Raw genomic sequence first — 18,295 nt, 5'->3', positions numbered from 1 at the left:
TATAGTTTCTGGTTTCTGGTTGCTAGTTTCTGGTTGCTGGCCTTGTCGATAAACAAGAAACCAGCAACTAGAAACCAGAAACCTTACTATTTATTTCTTCTTCTTAGCGGGTGCGCCTTTCGCTGCTGCGGCGGGCTGACCGGGCTTCGGACGCTTGGCACCGTACTTAGAACGACGCTGGGTCCGGCCGCTTACACCGGCGGTGTCCAGGGCGCCACGGATAATGTGGTAGCGAACACCTGGCAAGTCTTTAACCCGGCCACCACGAATCAGCACGATGCTGTGTTCCTGGAGGTTGTGGCCTTCACCGGGGATGTATGCGTTTACTTCCTTACCGTTGGTAAGGCGCACACGGGCCACTTTGCGCATAGCCGAGTTCGGCTTCTTAGGCGTGGTGGTATACACGCGAGTGCATACGCCCCGACGCTGCGGGCACGAATCAAGGGCGGGCGACTTCGACTTGGTAGTCAAAGCCTCACGGCCTTTCCGTACTAACTGATTGATGGTTGGCATTTAAGGAATGGTTTGTTGGGAGCCGTTTGCCCCTAAAATTTGGCTTGCAAAGGTAAGGTTATTCCGCCGCAATAGCAAACAGCGTGAGGATGTTAATTTTCAGATAGCTGCAGAGTTGCCCTCTGCGCCAACTTCACCCCCGGCCCCTCTCCAAAAGAGAGGGGAGCCTAACGGCTTCTTGCGCCGAACCGGTGCCCCCTCTTTTGTGGAGAGGGGGTCGTGCCCCAAAGGGGTCCCGTGAGGTTGACACTTGGGCAACAAAAAGCACCTCCACTACAAATGGAGGCGCTTTCGCAACTACAGCCACAGGTTAAAATTACGCCTCCCCTACCGCACCGCCGAAGTTCATCGGGTAGCTCGGGGCCTCGTTCTGCATCTTGATAGGGCCGAAGGCAGCTTCAAACCGCTCGATGTTCTCGGTGAGGGCTTGCAGCAGGCGCTTGGCGTGCTCGGGCGTGACGACGATGCGCGCCTTCACCTTGGCCTTGGGCAGGCCGGGCATCATGCGGATGAAGTCAATCACGAACTCGCTGTTGCTGTGCGCAATCATGGCGAGGTTGGCGTATTCGCCCTCGGCCATGGCTTCGGAAAGCTCGATGTTGATGGCGTTCGGGTCCGGGTTTTGGTCGGTTGGTTGCATAGGGTTAAATTTGACCATCAATCCAAAACGTCATGCTGAGCTTGCCGAAGCATCTTCACCGCTTCGTTGCTAGCCCTACCACGTTTCTAAATCAATGTTTGTCCAATCAGGATTCAAAGTATTAATTAATGCTTCTTTCTTCGCCCTTGTCCAGCCTTTCAATTGCTTTTCTCGGGCAATGGCTTGGGTGGCATCGGGCGCAAGCTCAAAGTAAACCAGCAAATCGGCCTGGTAGCGGCCGGTGAATTTGCTAGCGTCTCCATTACCAATGCGGTGCTCATACAAGCGCCGGTTAAGGTCGTTGGTTACGCCGATGTACAAGACGGTGCGGCCGGTGTTGGTGAGAATGTAAACGTACATACCATGCGCGTATTCGTTCAACGAAGCGGTAAAGATGCTTCGGCAAGCTCAGCATGACATTCGGGTTTGACGTTCCGTAAAGAGAAAAAGCCGACCGGGTTACCCCAGTCGGCTTTTCCGTTACAAACCTACGGCAGATTACTCCGCCGACACTTCGCGCTTGCCAGCACGGCTGGGGCGCTTGGCGGGAACGGCGGCTTCGGCGGCTTGCGCAGCTTGGGCAGCTTCCATCTCCTCTTTCGAGCCGACAATCTGACGGGTGTATTCGCGCAGACCGGTACCGGCTGGGATGAGGTGACCGACGATTACGTTCTCCTTCAAGCCCAGCAGCTGGTCGGCCTTGCCACGGATGGCGGCTTCGCTCAGCACCTTGGTCGTCTCCTGGAAGGAGGCGGCCGAGATGAAGGACTGCGTGCCCAGTGAGGCCTGCGTGATGCCTTGCAGCGTGGGGCGCGAAACCGAAGGCTGCGCGTCGCGCACTTGCACGAGGGCGAGGTCGCGGCGTTTCAGGCTGCTGTTCTCGTCGCGGAGGCGGCGAGCCGTTACAATCTGACCGGGCTTCATGTTGGTCGAGTCACCGGCTTCGGTCACCACTTTCATGTCGATAATCATGTCGTTCTCGGCCATGAAGATGATTTTGTCAATCACCTGATTTTCGAGGAACGACGTGTCACCGGCATCCAGAATCACCACTTTCTGCATCATCTGGCGAACGACCACCTCGATGTGCTTATCGTTGATTTTCACACCCTGCAAGCGGTACACTTCCTGAATCTCGTTCACGAGGTACTCCTGCACGGCACCGGGGCCCTGAATGCTCAGGATGTCCGAAGGCGTGATGGCACCATCCGAGAGCGGCATGCCGGCGCGGATGAAGTCGTTGTCCTGCACCAGAATGTGCTTCGACAGCGGCACCATGTATTTCTTCTTGACACCATCTTTCGACTCGACGTAGATTTCCCGGTTACCGCGTTTCACGGTGCCGTAGGTTACCACGCCGTCGATTTCCGATACCACAGCGGGGTTCGACGGATTCCGGGCTTCAAAAAGCTCCGTTACCCGCGGCAGACCGCCGGTGATGTCGCGGGTTTTACCCACCGAACGCGGAATCTTAGCTAGGATGTGACCGGCCTTGATTTTGTCGTTGTTCTCCACGCTCAAGTGCGAGCCCACAGGGATACTGTAGCCCTTCTGGCCCTCAGCATCGCCCTTTTTGCCGGGGCGGATGATGATGGACGGGTTCTGGTCCTTGGCCTTCGATTCGATGATGACCTTCTCGCGGTGACCGGTCTGTTCGTCCGACTCCTCACGGAACGTGATGCCTTCGGTGATGGCATCGAACTGCACGGTACCATCAAACTCGGCCAGAATAACGGCGTTGTAGGGGTCCCAGTTGTTCAGCTCCTGGCCTTTCTCTACTTCCTGGCCTTCCTTCACGAGCATGAAGGAGCCGTAGGGAACGTGGTTGGAAGTAAATACGCGGCCGGTGCCTTTCTCCACGATGCGAACTTCGCCCGAACGGCCCATTACCACGGCACCCTTCACGCCTTCGGCAGTCGTGGTAGCCACGGTACGAACGTCCTCGAACTCCACCACACCCGCGAATTTAGCTTTGATGTTCGACTCCACCGCAATGTTGGAAGCCGTACCACCTACGTGGAAAGTACGCAGGGTCAGCTGCGTGCCGGGCTCACCAATCGACTGTGCGGCGATAACACCGACAGCCTCGCCCCGCTGCACCATGCGGCCCGAAGCCAGGTTGCGGCCGTAGCACTTGGCGCAAATGCCGCGCTTGCTTTCACAAGTCAGCACCGAGCGGATTTCCACCGACTCAATGCTCGTGGCATCAATACGGCGGGTCGTGTCTTCCTTGATTTCCAGGCCGGAAGTTAGAATAACCTCGCCCGTCAGCGGGTCGATGATATCGTGAACCGTTACGCGGCCCAGGATACGCTCGGCCAGGGGCTCCACGATGTCCTCGTTGTCTTTCAGCGCGAAGGTTTCGATACCGCGCAGCGTGCCGCAGTCCGGCTCGTTCACGATTACGTCCTGCGAAACGTCCACCAGACGACGGGTCAGGTAGCCGGCGTCAGCCGTCTTCAGCGCCGTGTCGGCCAGACCTTTACGGGCACCGTGGGTCGAGATGAAGTACTCGATTACGTCCAGACCTTCTTTGAAGTTCGACAGAATCGGGTTTTCGATAATCTCGCCAATCGAGCCCTGAAGCGACTTCTGCGGCTTGGCCATCAGACCACGCATACCGCCCAGCTGACGAATCTGCTCGCGCGAGCCACGGGCTCCCGAGTGCATCATCATGTAGATGGAGTTGAAGCCCTGGTTTTCGCGCTCCAAACGACCCATCAGCGTTTCCGTGATTTGGTTGTTGATACGCGTCCAGATGTCAATAACCTGGTTGTAACGCTCGTTGTCGGTAATCAGACCCATCTGGTAGTTCTGAGTAACGGCCTTCACGTCGTTCTGCGCTTGCAGCACCAGTTCGTCCTTCTCTTTCGGAATCTGGATGTCGCCCAGACCCATGCTCAAACCGCCTTTGTAGGCCGACTGGAAGCCGAGGGTCTTGATGTCGTCCAGGAACTGCGCCGTGCGGGCCATGCCCGTGCGCTTGAACACCGTCGAGATGATTTGCTGGAGCTTCTTCTTGGTCAGCAGCTCGTCGATGAAGCCCACTTCCGCCGGAATCATCTGGTTGAAGAGCACGCGGCCGGCCACGGTGTCCACCACCTTGGTCACCAGGTCGTCGTTCTCGTCGCGAATCTGCGTGCGCACCTTGATGTAGGCGTGCTTGGAAAGCTGGCCTTCATTGAGGGCAATAACCACTTCCTCGTCCGAGTAGAACACGCGGCCTTCGCCCTGAATCTTCTCGTCATCAGTGCTGCGCTTGCCTTTGGTCACGTAGTACAGACCCAGAACCATGTCCTGCGACGGTACCGCGATGGGCGCGCCGTTGGCCGGGTTCAGGATGTTGTGCGAGGCCAGCATGAGCATGGAGGCTTCCAGAATAGCAGCCGGACCCAGGGGCACGTGCACGGCCATCTGGTCACCGTCAAAGTCAGCGTTGAAAGCCGTACAAACCAGCGGGTGCAGCTGAATGGCCTTGCCCTCGATGAGGCGCGGCTGGAACGCTTGAATACCCAGACGGTGAAGCGTAGGAGCCCGGTTGAGGAGCACGGGGTGGCCTTTCAGCACATTCTCCAGGATGTCCCAAACAACAGCGTCCTTGCGGTCCACAATTTTCTTGGCCGACTTCACCGTCTTCACAATACCGCGCTCGATGAGCTTGCGGATGATGAACGGCTTGAACAGCTCGGCCGCCATGTTCTTGGGCAAGCCGCACTCGTGCAGCTTCAGCTCAGGACCAACGACGATAACCGAACGGCCCGAATAGTCCACCCGCTTACCGAGCAGGTTCTGACGGAAGCGGCCCTGCTTGCCTTTCAGCATATCGGACAGCGACTTCAGGGCGCGGTTGCCTTCGGCGCGCACGGCGTTCACCTTACGCGAGTTGTCGAACAGGGAGTCAACGGCTTCCTGCAGCATGCGCTTCTCGTTCCGCAGAATCACCTCGGGCGCTTTGATTTCAATCAGGCGCTTCAGACGATTATTGCGGATGATAACGCGACGGTACAGGTCGTTCAGGTCGGAAGTAGCGAAACGGCCACCATCCAACGGCACCAGCGGACGCAGTTCCGGCGGAATTACTGGCACCATGCGGATAACCATCCACTCGGGGCGGTTCTCCACGCGGGTAGCGGCGTCACGGAAAGCCTCTACTACGCGCAGACGCTTCAATGCCTCAGCCTTACGCTGCTGCGAAGTCTCGTGGGCAGCCGAGTCCCGCAGCGAGTAGCTCAACTCGTCCAGGTTGATGCGCTCCAGCAGCATGTGCAGGGCATCAGCACCCATGCGGGCGATGAACTTATTGGGGTCCTCGTTGGGCAGCATCTGGTTCTCCCGGGGGAGTTTGTCGATGATGTCCAAGTACTCGTCTTCGGTGAGGAAGTCGAGAATCTGCACGCCTTCTTCAGCGAGCGTGCCGGGCTGAACCACGACGTACCGCTCGTAATAGATAATCTGGTCGAGCTTCTTGGTGGGCAGGCCCAGCAGGTAGCCGATTTTGTTGGGCAGCGACTTGAAGTACCAGATGTGGGCAACGGGCACCACCAGTTCGATGTGGCCCATTCGCTCCCGGCGCACCTTCTTCTCGGTCACTTCCACGCCGCAACGGTCGCAGATGATGCCCTTGTAGCGGATGCGCTTGTACTTGCCGCAATGGCATTCCCAGTCCTTCACCGGACCGAAAATCCGCTCGCAGAACAGGCCACCCATTTCGGGCTTGTACGTGCGGTAGTTTATGGTTTCAGGCTTCACCACTTCGCCGGTGCTGCGCTCCAGAATTGCTTCGGGCGAGGCCAGCGAGATGGTGACTTTGGAGAAGTCCTGAACTATTTTCTTGTTTTTTGCGAAAGCCATTTGATTGGGGTTAAGCTAGTAGCTGTTGGCTTTGAGCTGTTTGACGCCTTATTCTTCGCCAGAAGAATGCAAGAGTTCCAAACAGTTTGACACTTAGAAAAGGGCCTTTGCGGAACAGATAGGTATGTCGGGCAAAGACACTTCAAAAAGGTCTATTTATTGAATCTGACGGCAGAACTGACTGATAAGAAGGCCTTCGATTAGGATTCACTGGGGGTTGATGCTGTACTGACCATATCTCGGAACAGCCCCTACTCCTCTTTCACCGAAGCGTTTTCTCATCTTTCGTTACCAGAGTCGCTCAATCAGTGCCTCCTGTTGCCTGCCGACAGATAAGCGGCAGATTGCTGGCGAAGCTTTCGGCCTCACCAGCAACCTGCGCTAATACTACTCCAAGGTGATTTCCAGTGCCAGACCACGCAATTCGTGGAGCAGCACGTTGAACGACTCAGGGATGTTCGGCTTGGGCAGAACGTCACCTTTTACAATGGCTTCGTACGCCTTGGCGCGGCCCACCACGTCATCCGATTTCACGGTCAGTATTTCCTGGAGCACGTTGGAAGCACCGAAGGCCTCCAGTGCCCACACCTCCATCTCGCCGAAGCGCTGGCCACCAAACTGCGCCTTACCACCCAGCGGCTGCTGCGTGATGAGCGAGTACGGCCCAATGGAACGAGCGTGCATCTTGTCGTCAACCAGGTGACCGAGCTTGAGCATGTAAATCACGCCCACGGTTACCGGCTGGTCGAAACGGTCGCCCGTCAGACCATCGTGCAGGTAAGCCCGGCCCCAATCGGGCAGGTTGGCCGCGGTCAGCTCGTGCGCCACTTCGTCTTCGGTAGCACCGTCGAAAATCGGCGTAGCATAGGTGCGACCCAGTTTCAGACCGGCCCAGCCGAGTACGGTTTCGTAAATCTGACCGATGTTCATCCGGCTTGGTACCCCGAGCGGGTTCAGCACGATGTCCATCGGCGTGCCGTCGGGCAGGAAGGGCATGTCCTCATCGCGCACGATGCGGGCTACTACACCCTTGTTACCGTGGCGGCCGGCCATTTTATCACCCACCTTCAACTTGCGCTTCTTGGCGATGTACACTTTGGCCAGCTGCACGATGCCGGCGGGCAGCTCGTCGCCCACCTCCAGGGTAAAGCGCTGACGCTTGAAGCGCGCGGTGATGGTGTTACGGCGCTTGGCGTAGTTACGCACCAGCTCCAGCACCAGGCCGTTTACGCGGGCATCGGCCGTCCAGCCTTCCAGAATCAGGTCCTTGAACAGGTTCACTTCTTCCGGAACGGCGTAGTTGCTTTCGTCCTTGTAAGGGTTCTTCTCGGGGAACATCCCCTCGTTGATGTTCTTGCGGTTGAACTTCACGCCCTTGGCAATCATCTCCTCGCCGAAGCGGTGCTTGATGCCCTGGCTCGTCTTGCCTTCCAGCAGCTGCACCAGCTTGTCCACCATAATGGCTTTCACGCCGCGCAATTCCTGCGCGTAAGTCGCCTTCAGGTCTTCCACTTCCTTCTTCGACTTGGCCCGGAGGTTTTTGTCTTTCTTAGGACGCGAGAAGAGCTTGGTGCCGATAACCACCCCCTGCAAAGAGGGCGGCGCCTTAAGCGAGGCATCCTTCACATCGCCGGCCTTATCGCCGAAGATGGCGCGGAGTAGCTTCTCCTCCGGCGTGGGGTCCGTCTCGCCCTTCGGCGTGATTTTGCCAATCAGGATGTCACCTTCCTTCACCTCCGCACCAAGGCGGATGATTCCGTTGTCGTCAAGGTTGCGCACGGCTTCTTCGCTCACGTTCGGAATCTCCGAGGTCAGCTCTTCTTCGCCGCGCTTGGTCTCGCGCACTTCCAATTCAAACTCCTCAATGTGAATTGAAGTAAAGATGTCGTCGCGCACCACGCGCTCCGAGATGACAATGGCATCCTCGAAGTTGTAGCCCTGCCACGGCATGAAGGCCACCTGCATGTTGCGGCCCAGAGCGAGTTCGCCCTTGTTGGTACCATAACCTTCACAGAGGGCCTGGCCTTTGGTCACCCGCTCGCCGCGCTTCACGAGCGGCGTCAGGTTGAGGCAGGTGTCCTGGTTGGTGCGACGGAACTTTATGAGGTCATAGGTGATGCGCTCGGCATCAAAGCTCACCATGATGTCGTCGTCCGTGAGGTCGTACTTCACCACGATTTTGTTGGCGTCCACGTAGTCAATCACGCCTTCGCCTTCCGACATAATCAGGGTACGCGAGTCGCTAGCGATACGCGCCTCCAGGCCCGTGCCCACAATCGGAGCCTCGGGGCGGAGCAACGGCACTGCCTGGCGCTGCATGTTCGAGCCCATTAGCGCACGGTTGGCGTCGTCGTGCTCCAGGAACGGAATCAGCGAAGCTGCCACCGATACAATCTGGTTCGGGGCCACGTCCATGTAGGAGTACTCCGAAGGATTCACCACGGGGAAGTCACCTTCAAAACGGCCTTTCACCAGCTCCTGGGTCAGGTTGCCGCCCTCATCCAACAGGGAGTTAGCCTGCGCGATGTGGTGGGTGTCCTCTTCCTCAGCCGTCAGGAATTTCACATTGGGGCTCATGTCCACCTTACCCGCTTTCACGTCACGGTAAGGGGTTTCGATGAAGCCCATGGCATTCACGCGAGCGTGCACGCACAGCGACGAAATCAGACCAATGTTAGGTCCTTCCGGCGTTTCAATCGTGCAAAGACGACCGTAGTGCGTGTAATGCACGTCACGTACTTCGAAACCAGCGCGCTCCCGCGACAGACCTCCCGGCCCGAGTGCCGATACGCGACGCTTGTGCGTCACCTCAGCCAGCGGGTTGGTTTGGTCCATGAACTGCGACAGCTGGTTCGTACCGAAGAACGAGTTAATAACGCTCGACAAAGTCCGGGCGTTAATCAGGTCCACCGGCTTGAAGTCTTCGTTGTCACGCACGTTCATGCGCTCCTTGATGGTACGCGCCATCCGGGCCAGACCCACGCCAAACTGAGCGTAAAGCTGCTCGCCCACGGTCCGCACCCGACGGTTGCTCAAGTGGTCAATGTCATCGACAATGGCCTTCGAGTTGCTCAAGCCAATCAGGTACTTCACAATCAGCACGATGTCCTGGTTGGTCAATACCCGCGACTCCTGGTCCATGCCAATCTGGAGCTTCTTGTTAATCCGGTAGCGGCCCACCTCGCCGAGGTCGTAGCGCTTGTCCGAGAAAAACAGCTTTTGAATGATGTCACGGGCAGTTTCTTCGTCGGGAGCCTCCGTGTTCCGGAGCTGGCGGTAAATCTGCTCAACGGCTTCCTTCTCCGAGTTGGAGTTGTCCTTCTGCAGCGTGTTGTAAATGATTGCGAAATCTGCAATGTTCACATTCTCGCGGTGCAGAATAACCGACTTCGCGCCGGCCTCCAGAATCACTTCGATATCGGCTTCCTCAATCGTGGCATCGCGCTCCAGCAACACTTCGTTGCGGTCAATCGATACCACTTCGCCGGTATCCTCGTCCACGAAGTCTTCCGTCCAAGTGCGGAGCACCCGGGCAGCCAGCTTGCGACCAACGGCTTTCTTGAGGTTTTTCTTGTCGGACTTCACTTCCTCTGACAAACCGAACAAGTCGAGAATGTCTTTGTCGGTGCCATAGCCGATGGCGCGGAGCAGCGTTGTCACCGGGAATTTCTTCTTCCGGTCGATGTATGCGTACATCACGTTGTTCACGTCCGTGGCAAATTCAATCCACGAGCCTTTGAACGGAATAATGCGGGCCGAATACAGCTTCGTACCGTTCGTGTGCTTGCTCTGGGCGAAGAATACGCCCGGTGAGCGGTGCAGCTGCGATACGATAACGCGCTCGGCCCCGTTGATAACAAACGAACCCTTCACGGTCATGTAAGGGATGTTCCCAAGGAACACCTCCTGCTCAATCGTTTCGAAGTCCTCGTTGTCCTTATCATTGCAAACCAAGCGCAGCTTGGCTTTCAGCGGAACTGAATAAGTCAAACCACGGTCGATGCACTCGTCGACCGAGTATTTCGGTGGGTCAACGTGATAGTCGATAAAGGTCAGTACGAAGTTTTCGCGCGAATCCGAAATTGGGAAGTTCTCGGCGAACACTTTGAACAATCCTTCGTTAGAACGACGCTCAGCGGCGGTTTCCAACTGAAAGAACTCCTGGAACGAGCGAACCTGCACATCCAGAAAGTCCGGGTACTCGATAACCTTCTTAATCTTGGCGAAATTGATTCGCTCGGCGGCCGTTTTCTTCAGGGCGGCCGTCTTTGCTTTCGGTGTAGCCAATGCGATGGGGATTAAAAGATGGACACAGAAGCGTAAAAAGGAGGCCAAGGTGGCGGCCCGTCAACAACACGGGTCAGGCCCGCACTCCTTAACAAACTGATAACAGTATAGTTAGCTGACGCAAAGAAGCGCGAACTGGTTGGCTCGCGCTTTTGACACGCTACAAACAGGAAAAGACCTGGCTAAGTTGCCAGGTCTATCCTTATTCGAAGCGTGTCCGGAGATGCTTCAGGAGCAGAAACTATTTAACTTCTACTTCAGCACCAGCTTCCTCAAGCTGCTTCTTCAGCGAGTCAGCCTCGTCCTTGGTTACGCCTTCTTTCACGGCCTTGGGAGCACCGTCAACCAACTCTTTGGCTTCCTTCAGGCCAAGGCCTGTCAGGTCCTTAACCAGCTTAACTACAGCCAGCTTAGCACCACCGGCAGCCTTCAGGATAACGTCGAACGACGTCTTTTCCTCGGGAGCCTCGTCAGCAGCAGCAGCGCCACCACCGGCCATCATTACGGGAGCAGCAGCAGCGGGCTCGATGCCGTACTCGTCCTTCAGGATGGTTGCCAATTCGTTTACTTCTTTCACCGTCAGGTTTACGAGCTGCTCAGCGAATGCTTTCAAATCTGCCATTTCTGTAGATTGTTAAAAAAAAGTGTTGTTGAAAATTTGATTGGAGTGCGAAAAAGTAGCGGACTACGCAGCCTCTTTCTCGCTGAGGGTTTTGAGGATACCGGCCAGTTTGTTGCCACCGCTCTGGAGAGCCGAAATAACATTCTTGGCAGGCGATTGCAGCAGGCCGATGAGTTCACCGAGCAGTTCCTGCTTGCCTTTGAGGGTCGTGAGACCTTCGAGCTGGTCGGAACCGATGTAGATGCTGGCATCCACATAAGCGCCTTTCAGCACGGGCTTGGGCGTTACGTTGCGGCCGTAAGCCTGCGATTTGTAGAAGTCGCGCAGCAGTTTGGCAGGAGCCGAGCCGTTCTCTTGCGAGAACAACACGCCCGACTGGCCTTTCAGCGCGGCATCCATCTCCGAGGTATCGTGGCCCAAGGTGTCCAGCGCTTTCCGGATAAAGGTGTTTTTGTACACCTTGTATTCCATCCCGCGGTTGAAGCACAGACGACGAAACTCGTTGATTTTCGCTACCGACATCACCGAAGCATCGACAATGTAGAACGAGTTGTGCGATTGAATCTTTCCGCTCAACTCATCCACGAGGGTTTGTTTTTCTTCCCTGGTCATGTTTGGTTGGTTAATTAGTTAGCGGAGTTTACCTGACTGTCCACCGGAACGGCGGGCGACATCGTGCTGCTGAGCGTGATGCTCTTGATGTAGGTGCCTTTCGACGAAGAAGGCTTCAGGCGACCCAACGTCTGGATAATTTCTAGGGCGTTTTCGGCCAGCATCTTCTCATCAAATGACACTTTGCCAACGGAGCAGTGAATGATACCGGTTTTGTCGACTTTGAAGTCGATTTTACCAGCCTTCACTTCCTGCACAGCCTTTGCTACGTCGGTCGTAACGGTACCAGACTTCGGGTTCGGCATCAGACCACGGGGGCCGAGCACGCGGCCCAGGCGACCTACCTTAGCCATTACGGCGGGCATGGTGATGATGACGTCGATGTCGGTCCAACCTTTCTCGATTTTCGAGATATAGTCGTCCAGACCCACGAAATCGGCACCGGCGGCCAGCGCTTCGGCCTCCTTATCGGGAGTCACGAGCGCCAGAACGCGAACGGTTTTGCCGGTGCCGTGGGGCAGGGTGGCCACGCCACGAACCATCTGGTCCGCTTTGCGAGGGTCCACGCCAAGGCGAACGTCGATATCGACCGAAGCGTCGAATTTGGTGTAGGTAATGTCCTTCACCACTTTGGCAGCCTCCAGGAGGCTGCGCACTTCCGTGAGGTCGTGCTTGGCAAGGGATTCCTTGCGCTTTTTGCTGATTTTTGCCATCTGTCGTTTTTCCTTTTAATTATTCAGCAAAAGGAGAGTCGCCCTTGATGGTAATACCCATGCTGCGAGCCGTACCAGCTACCGACTTCATCGCCGACTCCACCTTGAAGGCGTTGAGGTCAGCCATTTTGGTTTCGGCGATGGTGCGCACCTGGTCCCATGTCACGGAGCCTACTTTGTTCCGGTTAGGCTCTTTCGAACCGCTCGTCAACTTAGCAGCTTCCATGAGCAGCACCGGAGCCGGTGCCGTCTTCACCACAAAGTCGAACGACTTGTCGGTGTACATGGTGATGAGTACAGGACAAACTTGGCCGGCTTTATCTTGGGTGCGAGCGTTGAACTGCTTGCAAAACTCCATGATGTTCAAGCCTTTGCTACCAAGTGCAGGTCCTACCGGCGGCGATGGGTTCGCTGAGCCTCCCTTTATCTGCAAGCGCAGATAACCTCTGATTTCTTTGGCCATTTGATTGTATAGGCTGTGGCTCCTACGTCGTAACTCGTGCTTGCCTCAGTTTGTATAAACTCCTAGTTGGAAGCCCCGCCGACCCGGAGCAATTAGCCGGCGTGGTATAATCGAGAGAGGGTTACACCTCTTTTTCTACTTGGGTGTAGCTGAGTTCTACCGGCTGCGAACGGCCGAAGATTTTCACGACTACGTTGAGCTTCTTACGCTCTTCAAATACTTCGTCTACGTTGCCGGAGAAGCCATTGAACGGGCCATCTACCACTTTCACGAGTTCGCCCACTACGTAGGGCTTGTCGAGGGTGGCGGTGGTCTGCTGCTCGGCTTCGTCTACAATGCCGAGAATGCGGTTCACCTCAGTGATATGCAGGGGCACGGGCTTGTTATTGGCCGCGTCCTTCTTGTCTTTGTCACCGAGAAAACCAATCACGCCGGGCGTGCTGGTGATGATGTGGTCTACTTCACCGTGGCCGAGGTCGGCGTGGATGATGATGTAGCCGGGGTAGAGGTTCCGCTCGCGGACACGCTTCTTGCCGTTGCGCATCTCAAACACTTTCTCTACCGGAATCAGTACCTGCGGCACCAACTCGGTCAGGTTATGCCGGCCGAGCTCCGTTTCGAGGTAGTTTTTGGCTTTTTTCTCCTGGCCGCTCACGGAGCGTACCACGTACCATTTCAGTTCGCCCATCTTGATTGCTGATTAGCGAAATGAGTTATAAAACACTTTAAGTACCGACTCAAAGCTGATGTCCATGACGCCTACCACCACGGCAAACACGAGCGAACCAATGAGAACCAGGCCGGCGCTCTTTTGCAGTTCCGTCGTAGAGGGCCACGTTACGTTATAGCGCATCTCTTCGATGGTGGTGCGGAAATAATTGCTCAGTTTGTCCATTGGATGAAAAAAGCAGCGTTGCCGCTGGTAACGACATGGAGCGGGCCAACTGACCCAGATTGCACGAGTGGAGAGATTCGAACTCCCGTCAAAGGTTTTGGAGACCCGTATGCTACCGCTGCACCACACTCGTTTATTAGCATTCCCACAAAGCGCATTTCGCCAAAGGGAGTGCAAAGGTAAGAGAAACAGCGGACAAAACAAATATGGCCTTCTGTTTTCAGCGTAAAAAAGCCGCCCCCGAGGTATTCGAGAGCGGCTTTGTTTACTGATTAAGCCGAAGCTTAGTCGAGAACTTCAGTTACCTGACCGGCACCTACCGTACGGCCACCCTCACGGATAGCGAAACGCAGGCCTTTCTCCATTGCCACTTTGCTGATGAGCTCAACGGTGATGGTGATGTTGTCGCCGGGCATTACCATTTCAACGCCCTCGGGGAGGGTGATGATGCCGGTAACGTCGGTGGTACGCAGGTAGAACTGCGGACGGTAGTTGTTGAAGAACGGCGTGTGACGGCCACCTTCCTCTTTCGAGAGAACGTAGACTTCCGCCTTGAACTTCTGGTGAGGCGTTACCGAACCGGGCTTGCAGATAACCATGCCGCGACGGATGGCTTCTTTTTCAATACCGCGGAGCAACAGACCTACGTTGTCACCAGCTTCGCCACGGTCGAGGATTTTGCGGAACATTTCCACACCCGTAACCGTCGACTTCAGGCCGGCAGCAGCGCCCATACCCAGGATGTCAACTTGCTCACCCGAGTTGATGATGCCGCGCTCGATACGACCGGTAGCAACAGTGCCACGGCCAGTAATCGAGAACACGTCCTCAACAGGCATCAGGAAAGGCAGGTCGGTCAGACGAGCAGGAATCGGAATGAACGAATCAACTGCGTCCATCAATTCTTCGATTTTGGACACCCAAGCAGCGTCGCCATTCAGGCCGCCGAGGGCCGAACCCTGAATAACGGGAATGTTGTCGCCATCGAAGTCGTAGAACGAGAGCAGCTCACGGATTTCCATTTCCACCAGCTCGAGGAGCTCGGGGTCATCGACCATGTCTACTTTGTTCATGAACACCACCAGCTGAGGAACACCTACCTGGCGAGCGAGCAGGATGTGCTCACGGGTCTGGGGCATTGGGCCGTCGGTGGCCGCTACCACGAGGATAGCACCGTCCATCTGAGCAGCACCGGTTACCATGTTCTTCACATAGTCGGCGTGACCGGGGCAGTCAACGTGAGCGTAGTGACGGTTAACCGTCGAGTACTCTACGTGCGAGGTGTTGATGGTGATACCACGCTCTTTTTCTTCGGGGGCGTTATCAATCGAACCGAAATCGCGCTTTTCGGCCAGGCCCTTGCCGGCCAGCACCTGCGTGATAGCAGCGGTCAGGGTGGTCTTGCCGTGGTCGACGTGGCCGATGGTACCAATGTTTACGTGCGGCTTGGACCGGTCGAAATTTTCTTTAGCCATTGTAAAGAGTAAAAAAGAGGTGGTGAAGTGAATTTGAGAATAAAACCGACCCTACAACAAGAAAGCGAGACTCAGCCCCTACGAAATAGAAAACTGTGCGTCGCTTACCTGAGAGAACCGCGCCCACAGCCCGAAAATATGGCCTGTAGGTCTTGTATTATAATCTGAGCCATTTATGGGATTTGAACCCATGACCTCTTCCTTACCAAGGAAGTGCTCTACCACTGAGCTAAAACGGCTTATGCTAATAAAAAAATGAGCGGGAGACGAGGTTCGAACCCGCGACCTGCAGCTTGGAAGGCTGCCGCTCTACCAGCTGAGCTACTCCCGCAGTTGGCCATCAAAAAGTGGGGAGAGAAGGATTCGAACCTTCGAAAGTTTACACTAACAGAGTTACAGTCTGTCCCATTTGGCCGCTCTGGAACCTCCCCAATTTGTCGCTCATCGGCCGATTGCCAAGAAGCTATTCCCTTTCGTTTTGCTGGCTACCGAGGCAGTAGTGTTTCGTAAGGAGTCGCAAAATTAGGGCTTTTCTGACAACGGGCAAGGGGTGCAGCAAAAAAACCTTCGACTTTTTTCAAAAAAGCGGGTTTATGCCCTTCTACATAAGGTTATAAAAAGCCTTTAGTCGGTCATCGGTTTCCTTTTCGCGGATGTTTTGCAGAAGCGCCTTCAGGTTTGGGGACGTGGGCATGAGCAGGGCCAGGCCCCGGTAAGCCCCGAGCCGGATTTCGTAGCGGGGTGAATTGCGGGCGTATTCCTCCAGTGTTTTGATGCCGCTGTCGCGCTCTACGGGCGGGATACGCGTCATAAGGGTGCCAAAGGATTGAAAGTAGGCGTACAGGTCGGCCTCGGCTACGTCGGGCAGGCGGCGCAGGAACCAGCCGTACTGGTCGAGGGTACCGTTTGTGGCGTAGTAGTTGGCTACGGCCAGAATAAGCGGGCTGCTGGTGGTGTTGTCGAGGGTAGCCACTTGCTGGCTGGTGTTCAAGTCGGGCTTCTTGGCAAGGGCCTGAATGGCGGCTGCGGCAACCAAGGCAGAACTGTCGCTGATGGCGGCACTGTAGATGGGCCCAAAGGTGCCATCAGGGAAGCTCGCCAGGGTGGTGATGGCCTGCGCCCGCACCTTGGGGTTGACGTCGGTGGTGGCCAGCTGCTGGATGTCTTTGCGCATGCCCTCGGGCTCAGGACCACGGTAGCGGCGCAGGTGGTCGAGGGCAAGGCGGCGCACGGCCCAGAACTTGTCGGTCATGGCGTTGCGCAACAGGCCGCTCACCGCAAGTTCCGTGGTCTTATTCTGGAGCAAGTCCAGGGCTTCCGATTTCTGCTGATAGCTGCGGGCGTGGTAGAACTGGAATATCAGCTCGTCTTGGGTGCGCTCTTCGTCAAACTGCGCCAGTAGCTGGCTTTCGTTGTCGAATTTAACCAGGCTGGGCTTCTGGTTGGCGGGCAGCACGAAGGTCTGGCTGGCTTTGGTGACGGTGATGCGGTGCTCGGTGGGTTGGTTGTTATTGGTCCATACGGCCACGGTGACGGGCAGGCGGAAGACGGGCTGGAACAGGGTGTCCTGGGTTTGCTGCACCCGCAGCGTGACCTGGTTGTTGGCGTAGGAATGGGTGATGCGCAACTCCGGGTGCCCGCGCTGCAAGAACCATTGGTTGAAAAACCACATCAGGTCTTCGCCGGTGGTTTCTTCGAAGGCGGTGCGCAGCTGGGAGAGTTCGACTGCCGTTTGCTTGTTCTGGACGAGGTAGCGGTTGAGGGAGGCAAAGAAGGCTTCGTCGCCTACATACTTGCGGAGCATATGGAGCACGCGGCCTCCTTTGTCGTAGGAGTGGCGGTCGAACATGTCTTCCCGGTTAGTGTGGCGGTAGCGGATGAGGGGCTCGCGCTTGGACTGGGCTTCTTCGAGGTAGTTGTTGATTTTTATCTCCTGCACAAGGCCGGCTTCGTCGGGGCCGTACTTGTGCTCGGCCCAGAGCAGCTCGGAATAATCGGCAAACGACTCGTTCAGGGGCAAATTGGCCCACGACTCGCTGGTAACATAATCGCCGAACCAGTGATGGAACAGCTCGTGAACAATCACGGACTCGCTGGTCTGGTAGTTGGCATCCAGCAGCTCGCGCCGGGTGGCTTGGATGGTGGAGCCGTGGGTGGTAGCGGTGGTGTTTTCCATGGCGCCGCTCACGTAGTCGCGCACGGCCACCTGAGCATATTTGTCCCAAGGGTATTCTACGCCCAGCTTCTTGGAGAAGAAATCGAGCATTTGGGGGGTGCGGCCGAAGATGGCGCGGGCGGTGCCGGCGTATTGCGGCTCCACGTAATAATCGACGGGCTTGCCGTGCCAGGAGTCGTTCACCACGGCAAAATCGCCGACTACCATAGAAGCGAGGTAGGGCGCGTGGGGCTGTTTAAGCTTCCAGGTGTCGGTGCGCGTGCCATCGGCGTTAGTCTTGGAAGCAGTGAGGACGCCGTTGGAAAGCGTTTTGAACTGCTTTTCCACCGTCATGCTGATTTCCTGCGTCATGCGCTGGTTCGGCTTGTCGATGGTGGGAAACCAGCAGGAACTGGCCTCGGTCTCGCCCTGCGTCCAGATTTGACGGGGCTTGTTTTTCTCGATTCCGAGGGGGTTGATGAAGTATAGCCCTTTATCGGAGGTGATGGCCGCCGAACCGCCCTGGGGCAGCTCGTTGGGCTTGGCTACATACACGATGCGAACCTGGTAGGGCGTAGTGCGCGGGTAGGGGTGGTCGAGAGCAATGACGAGCTTACGCCGGTCGTAGGTAAAAGCGAGGACCTTGGGTTTCTTATCGCTTACCAGCTCCACCTTTTGAATATCGAAGCCCTTGGCATCGAGCGACACCTCGGACTGCGGATAGAAATGGGAGCGCAACGTGAGCAGGGCCGTGCCAAGTAGGTGCTGTTTTTTGTAGTCGAAGCGCACATCCAGCTTGGTGTCTACTACGTCGGTAAGGATGGTGGCCGCGGGCTGCAGGGGGGCATCGGCCGGCAGCCACGACGGGACTACCAGTCCAGCGGGCGCAGGCGATGTAACAGCAGCCGGCGACTCTTTTTTGTTCACCGGGCCCTTGGTGGCGGGCCGGCGCGGGCCGGAGGCCGGCGCCTGGGCAGCCGCCAGGAGCTGAACACATAACAACAGGCTGGTAAGGCCCGGAACCAAATACTTCATGCCGACAAGAACGGGCGAAAAACGCTTGAATTTC

Annotated in this window: 13 protein-coding genes and 4 tRNA genes; all 17 read right to left on the bottom strand. The window is 56.4% G+C overall.

The genetic code is table 11. The annotated features are described in order from the left end of the window. Positions 1 to 90: 90 nt before the first annotated feature. Positions 91 to 513, bottom strand: coding sequence for a 30S ribosomal protein S12 (rpsL, locus tag BEN47_RS08655; RefSeq protein ID WP_035567920.1), 423 nt, complete (start codon positions 511 to 513; stop codon positions 91 to 93). 316 nt (positions 514 to 829) lie between these two features. Next, positions 830 to 1,153, bottom strand: coding sequence for a DUF3467 domain-containing protein (locus tag BEN47_RS08650; protein WP_035567389.1), 324 nt, complete (start codon positions 1,151 to 1,153; stop codon positions 830 to 832). Between the two features lie 75 nt (positions 1,154 to 1,228). Further along, positions 1,229 to 1,534 carry a GIY-YIG nuclease family protein gene (locus BEN47_RS08645; RefSeq protein ID WP_239691545.1) on the bottom strand — a complete coding sequence of 102 codons (306 nt, stop codon included), beginning with the start codon at positions 1,532 to 1,534 and terminating at the stop codon, positions 1,229 to 1,231. Between the two features lie 117 nt (positions 1,535 to 1,651). Next, positions 1,652 to 6,004, bottom strand: coding sequence for a DNA-directed RNA polymerase subunit beta' (rpoC, locus tag BEN47_RS08640; protein WP_070727252.1), 4,353 nt, complete (start codon positions 6,002 to 6,004; stop codon positions 1,652 to 1,654). A gap of 387 nt (positions 6,005 to 6,391) precedes the next feature. Then, complete coding sequence (rpoB, locus tag BEN47_RS08635; RefSeq protein ID WP_193427137.1) at positions 6,392 to 10,261, bottom strand: DNA-directed RNA polymerase subunit beta; 3,870 nt, start codon at positions 10,259 to 10,261, stop codon at positions 6,392 to 6,394. 271 nt (positions 10,262 to 10,532) lie between these two features. Then, positions 10,533 to 10,913, bottom strand: coding sequence for a 50S ribosomal protein L7/L12 (gene rplL / locus BEN47_RS08630; protein ID WP_070727249.1), 381 nt, complete (start codon positions 10,911 to 10,913; stop codon positions 10,533 to 10,535). A gap of 63 nt (positions 10,914 to 10,976) precedes the next feature. Beyond that, the gene (rplJ, locus tag BEN47_RS08625) at positions 10,977 to 11,525 is read right to left on the bottom strand and encodes a 50S ribosomal protein L10 (RefSeq protein ID WP_070727247.1); all 549 of its coding nucleotides are present in this window, start codon (positions 11,523 to 11,525) and stop codon (positions 10,977 to 10,979) included. A gap of 14 nt (positions 11,526 to 11,539) precedes the next feature. Beyond that, positions 11,540 to 12,238, bottom strand: a complete 699-nt coding sequence (gene rplA, locus BEN47_RS08620; protein WP_070727245.1) for a 50S ribosomal protein L1 — start codon at positions 12,236 to 12,238, stop codon at positions 11,540 to 11,542. 19 nt (positions 12,239 to 12,257) lie between these two features. Next, positions 12,258 to 12,701 (bottom strand): 50S ribosomal protein L11, encoded by a 444-nt coding sequence (gene rplK, locus BEN47_RS08615; protein WP_070727243.1) that lies wholly within the window; start codon positions 12,699 to 12,701, stop codon positions 12,258 to 12,260. A gap of 121 nt (positions 12,702 to 12,822) precedes the next feature. After that, a complete protein-coding gene (gene nusG / locus BEN47_RS08610) occupies positions 12,823 to 13,389 on the bottom strand; it encodes a transcription termination/antitermination protein NusG (RefSeq protein ID WP_070727241.1) in 567 nt (188 codons plus the stop codon). A 12-nt stretch (positions 13,390 to 13,401) separates the two neighbouring features. Beyond that, entirely contained in the window at positions 13,402 to 13,596 is a 195-nt protein-coding gene (gene secE, locus BEN47_RS08605; protein WP_070727239.1) for a preprotein translocase subunit SecE, read from the bottom strand. A gap of 62 nt (positions 13,597 to 13,658) precedes the next feature. Further along, positions 13,659 to 13,729, bottom strand: a tRNA-Trp gene (locus tag BEN47_RS08600). A gap of 151 nt (positions 13,730 to 13,880) precedes the next feature. Then, positions 13,881 to 15,071, bottom strand: a complete 1,191-nt coding sequence (gene tuf, locus BEN47_RS08595; RefSeq protein ID WP_070727236.1) for an elongation factor Tu — start codon at positions 15,069 to 15,071, stop codon at positions 13,881 to 13,883. A 167-nt stretch (positions 15,072 to 15,238) separates the two neighbouring features. After that, a tRNA-Thr gene (locus BEN47_RS08590) sits at positions 15,239 to 15,310 on the bottom strand. Between the two features lie 19 nt (positions 15,311 to 15,329). Then, positions 15,330 to 15,402, bottom strand: a tRNA-Gly gene (locus tag BEN47_RS08585). A gap of 17 nt (positions 15,403 to 15,419) precedes the next feature. Beyond that, positions 15,420 to 15,502, bottom strand: a tRNA-Tyr gene (locus tag BEN47_RS08580). A 170-nt stretch (positions 15,503 to 15,672) separates the two neighbouring features. Further along, the gene (locus tag BEN47_RS08575) at positions 15,673 to 18,261 is read right to left on the bottom strand and encodes a M1 family metallopeptidase (RefSeq protein ID WP_070727233.1); all 2,589 of its coding nucleotides are present in this window, start codon (positions 18,259 to 18,261) and stop codon (positions 15,673 to 15,675) included. Positions 18,262 to 18,295: the final 34 nt, after the last annotated feature.

The organism is Hymenobacter lapidarius (genome assembly GCF_001816145.1).
Classification (GTDB): Bacteria; Bacteroidota; Bacteroidia; order Cytophagales; family Hymenobacteraceae; genus Hymenobacter; species Hymenobacter lapidarius.
This window is presented reverse-complemented; position numbering and strand designations above follow the sequence as displayed.

What these genes read in the sequence shown, in the direction of transcription:
- rplL (WP_070727249.1), bottom strand. Translation starts at nt 10,913, where the DNA reads ATGGCAGATTTGAAAGCATTCGCTGAGCAGCTCGTAAACCTGACGGTG.
- BEN47_RS08650 (WP_035567389.1), bottom strand. Translation starts at nt 1,153, where the DNA reads ATGCAACCAACCGACCAAAACCCGGACCCGAACGCCATCAACATCGAG.
- rpsL (WP_035567920.1), bottom strand. Translation starts at nt 513, where the DNA reads ATGCCAACCATCAATCAGTTAGTACGGAAAGGCCGTGAGGCTTTGACT.
- rplJ (WP_070727247.1), bottom strand. Translation starts at nt 11,525, where the DNA reads ATGACCAGGGAAGAAAAACAAACCCTCGTGGATGAGTTGAGCGGAAAG.
- rplA (WP_070727245.1), bottom strand. Translation starts at nt 12,238, where the DNA reads ATGGCAAAAATCAGCAAAAAGCGCAAGGAATCCCTTGCCAAGCACGAC.
- tuf (WP_070727236.1), bottom strand. Translation starts at nt 15,071, where the DNA reads ATGGCTAAAGAAAATTTCGACCGGTCCAAGCCGCACGTAAACATTGGT.
- nusG (WP_070727241.1), bottom strand. Translation starts at nt 13,389, where the DNA reads ATGGGCGAACTGAAATGGTACGTGGTACGCTCCGTGAGCGGCCAGGAG.
- BEN47_RS08575 (WP_070727233.1), bottom strand. Translation starts at nt 18,261, where the DNA reads ATGAAGTATTTGGTTCCGGGCCTTACCAGCCTGTTGTTATGTGTTCAG.
- secE (WP_070727239.1), bottom strand. Translation starts at nt 13,596, where the DNA reads ATGGACAAACTGAGCAATTATTTCCGCACCACCATCGAAGAGATGCGC.
- rplK (WP_070727243.1), bottom strand. Translation starts at nt 12,701, where the DNA reads ATGGCCAAAGAAATCAGAGGTTATCTGCGCTTGCAGATAAAGGGAGGC.
- rpoC (WP_070727252.1), bottom strand. Translation starts at nt 6,004, where the DNA reads ATGGCTTTCGCAAAAAACAAGAAAATAGTTCAGGACTTCTCCAAAGTC.